The 3987-nt window shown below is 62.4% G+C and carries 4 protein-coding genes; 1 reads left to right on the forward strand and 3 read right to left on the reverse strand.

Annotated elements, in window-relative coordinates; all coding sequences use genetic code 11:
* Nucleotides 1-188 (reverse strand): deoxyribodipyrimidine photo-lyase (locus ACHWRX_RS08910; RefSeq protein WP_394658927.1); only part of this gene is annotated, 188 nt, incomplete at its 3' end.
* A 279-nt stretch (nucleotides 189-467) separates the two neighbouring features.
* Here ACHWRX_RS08910 and ACHWRX_RS08915 point away from each other — a divergent pair.
* Nucleotides 468-857, forward strand: coding sequence for a phosphatase PAP2 family protein (locus ACHWRX_RS08915; protein WP_394658929.1), 390 nt, complete (start codon nucleotides 468-470; stop codon nucleotides 855-857).
* 60 nt (nucleotides 858-917) lie between these two features.
* Here the strand turns inward: ACHWRX_RS08915 and ACHWRX_RS08920 are convergent, their stop codons facing one another.
* Together ACHWRX_RS08920 and ACHWRX_RS08925 are read right to left on the reverse strand one after the other, a co-directional pair.
* Complete coding sequence (locus tag ACHWRX_RS08920) at nucleotides 918-1958, reverse strand: 2-oxoacid:ferredoxin oxidoreductase subunit beta (protein WP_058735400.1); 1041 nt, start codon at nucleotides 1956-1958, stop codon at nucleotides 918-920.
* Nucleotides 1959-1975: 17 nt separating this feature from the next.
* Complete coding sequence (locus ACHWRX_RS08925) at nucleotides 1976-3931, reverse strand: 2-oxoacid:acceptor oxidoreductase subunit alpha (RefSeq protein ID WP_394658928.1); 1956 nt, start codon at nucleotides 3929-3931, stop codon at nucleotides 1976-1978.
* Nucleotides 3932-3987: the final 56 nt, after the last annotated feature.

Raw genomic sequence — 3987 nt, forward strand, 5'->3', positions numbered from 1 at the left:
GGGCCTTGTTCGGCAGCAGCGGACAACGCGGGTTGATCGGCCAGTCGCAAATCGCGCCTGAGCCAGACGATTTGCGGCGATTTATCAGAAGCACTCATTGTTCGCGCAACGAGCCGATGCCCGGTGCGTTCCCTGCCCTCATGGTCAATTCGCCGCCGTCTATCACACTCCGCCCTGTAGAGCGGCATGTCGATCGCCGAAAGGCGCTGACTTTGGCCATCCTGCTATGGCTTGGGTTCGCCGTCACCACGTGGTGCGTTGCCCACGGCAAGACCACGGCGTCCGATCGCGCCGGGCTGATGTTGTGGCGCCAGGCCGATCTCTATCCGAGCGGACCTGCTGGCCTGCTGGAAGCGGTGCGAGATATAACGGCGCTGGGCGGTGTGCTGCTGCGCAACTTGTTCGCGCTCATGGCGATCGTGGCGCTGTTTTTCCTGCGATTGCGGCGCGAAGGTATCTTGCTGGGGATGACGATCGTGCTTGGCTGGGGCGTCAATACCGGGCTCAAGCTCCTGGTGGGTCGCGCACGCCCGCAGATCGTGCCGCACCTCATGGACGCGGGTGGCAACAGCTTTCCCAGCGGACACAGCTTCAATTCCGCGCTGGTCTATGTCACCATCGCGTTGGCTTTTGCCGCCATGAGCCCGCGCTCGTCCGTTCGCATGACGATCATCGGTTTTGCGTTACTGCTGAGTATGTTGATCGCGTGGAGCCGGGTGTGGCTCGGCGTTCATTGGCCGACGGATGTCATCGCGGGATGGCTGGGCGGTGCGGGTTGGGCGTTCCTGGCAAGCGCCTTGCTCTACCGCCCCGCAGTAGTCGCCGAGAGGATGATGCCTGAGGAGGAGAACGACTGAAACGCGAACGGCCCCACCTAGCGCGGTGGAGCCGTTGTATGATCGGGCTATAATCCGATTTCAGTCCATCAGACCGTGAGCGGCTTCCGGCTCGACGGTCCAGGTCTGTCCCTTGCTCAACAGCTTGGTAAGATCGGCGGTTTTGCCGGCCACTGACTTTTCACGCTCGATCGCTACCGAGCCTTCGAAAGTAGGCGCCGGATCATCGTAGATCACGCCCAAAGCCATCGGGAACGGACCGAACGGCATCTCGACCAGCATATGCGCCAAGCCACGATTCTTCACATTATGAACCACCACGCCTGCCGCCTGCCAATCGCCATCGACGACGTCGACGACCTTCAGCGACAGCGTCTCGAGGTCGAGCGACAGCCCCTTGGTGCCCTTGGCGAAGAGCAACGGCTCACCCTGCTTGCACCACAGTTGCATCGTATCGGCGACGCCCTTGGCGGCGAAATCGTCGAAACGATCCTTGTTGTAGACGATGCAATTCTGGAAAATCTCGACGAAGGCCGCACCCCGGTGCGCATGCGCTGCGATCAGCGTGTTCGATAGTTCCTTGGAGACGTCATAAGCACGCGCGATGAAACGAGCACCCGATCCCAGCGCGAACGCGCAAGGGCTGGCCGGGCGATCGTAAGACCCCAGTGGCGTCGTAGGAGAGGTCGTGCCGGGGCGGCTGGTCGGGGAGAACTGGCCTTTCGTCAGACCGTAGATCTCGTTATTGAACAGCAGGATCTGGCAATCGAGGTTGCGGCGCAGCACGTGCATCGTGTGATTGCCGCCGATCGACATGCCGTCACCATCGCCGGTCACGATCCAGACGTCGAGCTCAGGGTTCGCCAGCTTGATACCCGTGGCGAACGCGGGCGCGCGGCCGTGGATCGTGTGGAAACCATAGCTTTCGACGTAGTAGGGGAAGCGGCTGGAGCAGCCGATGCCAGATACGAACATCGTCTTGGCCGGATCCGCGCCGATGATCGGCAAGGTGCGCTGCACCGCCTTGAGGATCGCGTAGTCGCCGCAGCCCGGGCACCAGCGTACTTCCTGGTCGGTTTCCCAGTCCTTGAGCGTGGTCTGGATGGGGGTCATATCGTTCATCTGGGTTTGTCCCAATATCAGTCGTTATGCGCTTCGGGGCTGGGCAACTGGCCTTCGTTGACCGGTACTTCGCCACCCTCATTGCCGGGCACTGCGTCGAAGAACGTGGCGATGGCCGCCTCGATTTCGGCAATGGCGAAGGGCTGGCCGGATACCTTGTTCAGCGGAACCGCGTCGATCAGGTATTGATCGCGCAGCACCGTCTTGAACTGGCCGGTGTTCATCTCGGGCACCAGCACATTCTCGTAACCCGCCAGCAACTCGCCGAAGTTCGTCGGCATTGGCCAGACATGCCGGACGTGGATGTGGTGAACGTCCAGCCCCTTGCGGCGCGCCCGGCGAACGGCCTGATGGATGGGGCCGTAGGTCGAGCCCCAACCGACCACCGCCAGCTTGCCCGAAGCCTCGCCCAGGGTGACTTCCTGCGCCGGAATACCGTTGGCGATGCCGGCCACCTTGTCGGTGCGGGCATCGGTCTGAGATTGGTGAACGGCGGGCGAATAGTCGATATTGCCGGTGTCGATCGCCTTCTCGATGCCGCCGATACGATGCATCAGGCCCGGTGTGCCCGGCTTGATCCAGGGGCGTGCCCCCTTCTCGTCACGCTTGAAGGGCAGGACCTTGCCGTCCGGATTGTTCGTTTCTTCCAGGAACGTCTTCGGGAACGGCGTGAACGAGGCCGGGTCGGGCACCTTCCACGGCTCGGACGCGTTGGCAATATAACCATCGGTCAGCAGCATGACTGGGGTCATGTATTCGGTGGCGATGCGGCAAGCCTCGATCGCGCATTCGAAAGCGTCGGACGGCGATCGGGTGGCGATGACCGGCATCGGCGCGTCGCCGTTGCGGCCGTAGATCGCCTGGTACAGATCGGACTGCTCGGTCTTGGTCGGCAGGCCGGTCGAGGGGCCACCGCGCTGTGAGTTGACGATCACCAGTGGCAGCTCGGTCATGATCGCCAGGCCCATCGCCTCGCCCTTGAGCGCGATGCCCGGACCGGACGAAGAGGTGATGCCCAGCTGCCCGGCATAGGACGCGCCGATCGCCGAACAGATCGCGGCGATCTCGTCCTCGGCCTGGAAGGTGGTGACGCCGAATTCCTTCATCTTCACCAAGTTATGAAGGATCGCGGAAGCCGGGGTAATCGGATAGCCGCCGAAGAACATCGGCAAGTCCGCCAGCTGCGCGCCGGCGACGAGGCCCAGCGAAACAGCCTCTGCCCCGGTGATGGTGCGATAGAGGCCTGGTGCCGATGGCACCGGATCGAGATGCAGTTTTTTGAGCGGGCCCGCCAACTCTGCTGTTTCGCCATAAGCATGGCCGGCGTTGAGCGCGGCGATATTGGCCTGCGCCAGCACCGGATTCTTGGCGAACTTGCCGTTCAGCCAATCGATTAAGGGCTGGCGATCACGATCGAACATCCACAGCGAAAGGCCCAGCGTCCACATGTTCTTGCAGCGCAGCGCCTCCTTGTTGCCAAGGCCGAACGGCTTTACCGCTTCCAGCGTCAGCGCGCTGATGTCGAAGGCCATGACCTCCCACTTTGCCAGGCTGCCGTCCTCGAAAGGCGAGGATTCGTACTTCGCCTTTTCCATGTTGCGCTTGTTGAACTCGCCAGTGTCGGCGATGATCAGGCCACCGGGCTTCAAGGCCTGGACGTTCACCTTCAGCGCGGCGGGGTTCATCGCGACAAGGACGTCAGGCGCGTCACCGGCGGTGGTGATCTCGCTAGAGCCGAAGTTGATCTGAAACGCGGAGACGCCGAACAGCGTGCCTTGCGGCGCGCGAATTTCGGCCGGAAAGTCAGGGAAGGTCGACAGGTCGTTGCCCGCGAGCGCGGTGGACAATGTGAACTGCCCACCTGTCAGCTGCATACCGTCGCCCGAGTCCCCGGCAAAGCGCACGACTACGGCTTCGGGTACGGCGCTGTCGGCCAGGGCCGCCTGATCATTCTCGGCAGTTATGGTTGCCATTGTAGTCCTCTTAAGCCGGGCCTGCGACTACTAGCGGATGTCGCCGTGCCCTCTTT

The organism is uncultured Novosphingobium sp. (assembly GCF_964277725.1).
Classification (GTDB): domain Bacteria; phylum Pseudomonadota; class Alphaproteobacteria; order Sphingomonadales; family Sphingomonadaceae; genus Novosphingobium; species Novosphingobium fluoreni.

Bases quoted from the DNA above. Each gene is read 5' to 3' on its own strand.
- ACHWRX_RS08925 (WP_394658928.1), bottom strand. From the start codon at position 3,931: ATGGCAACCATAACTGCCGAGAATGATCAGGCGGCCCTGGCCGACAGC.
- ACHWRX_RS08920 (WP_058735400.1), bottom strand. From the start codon at position 1,958: ATGAACGATATGACCCCCATCCAGACCACGCTCAAGGACTGGGAAACC.
- ACHWRX_RS08915 (WP_394658929.1), top strand. From the start codon at position 468: ATGACGATCGTGCTTGGCTGGGGCGTCAATACCGGGCTCAAGCTCCTG.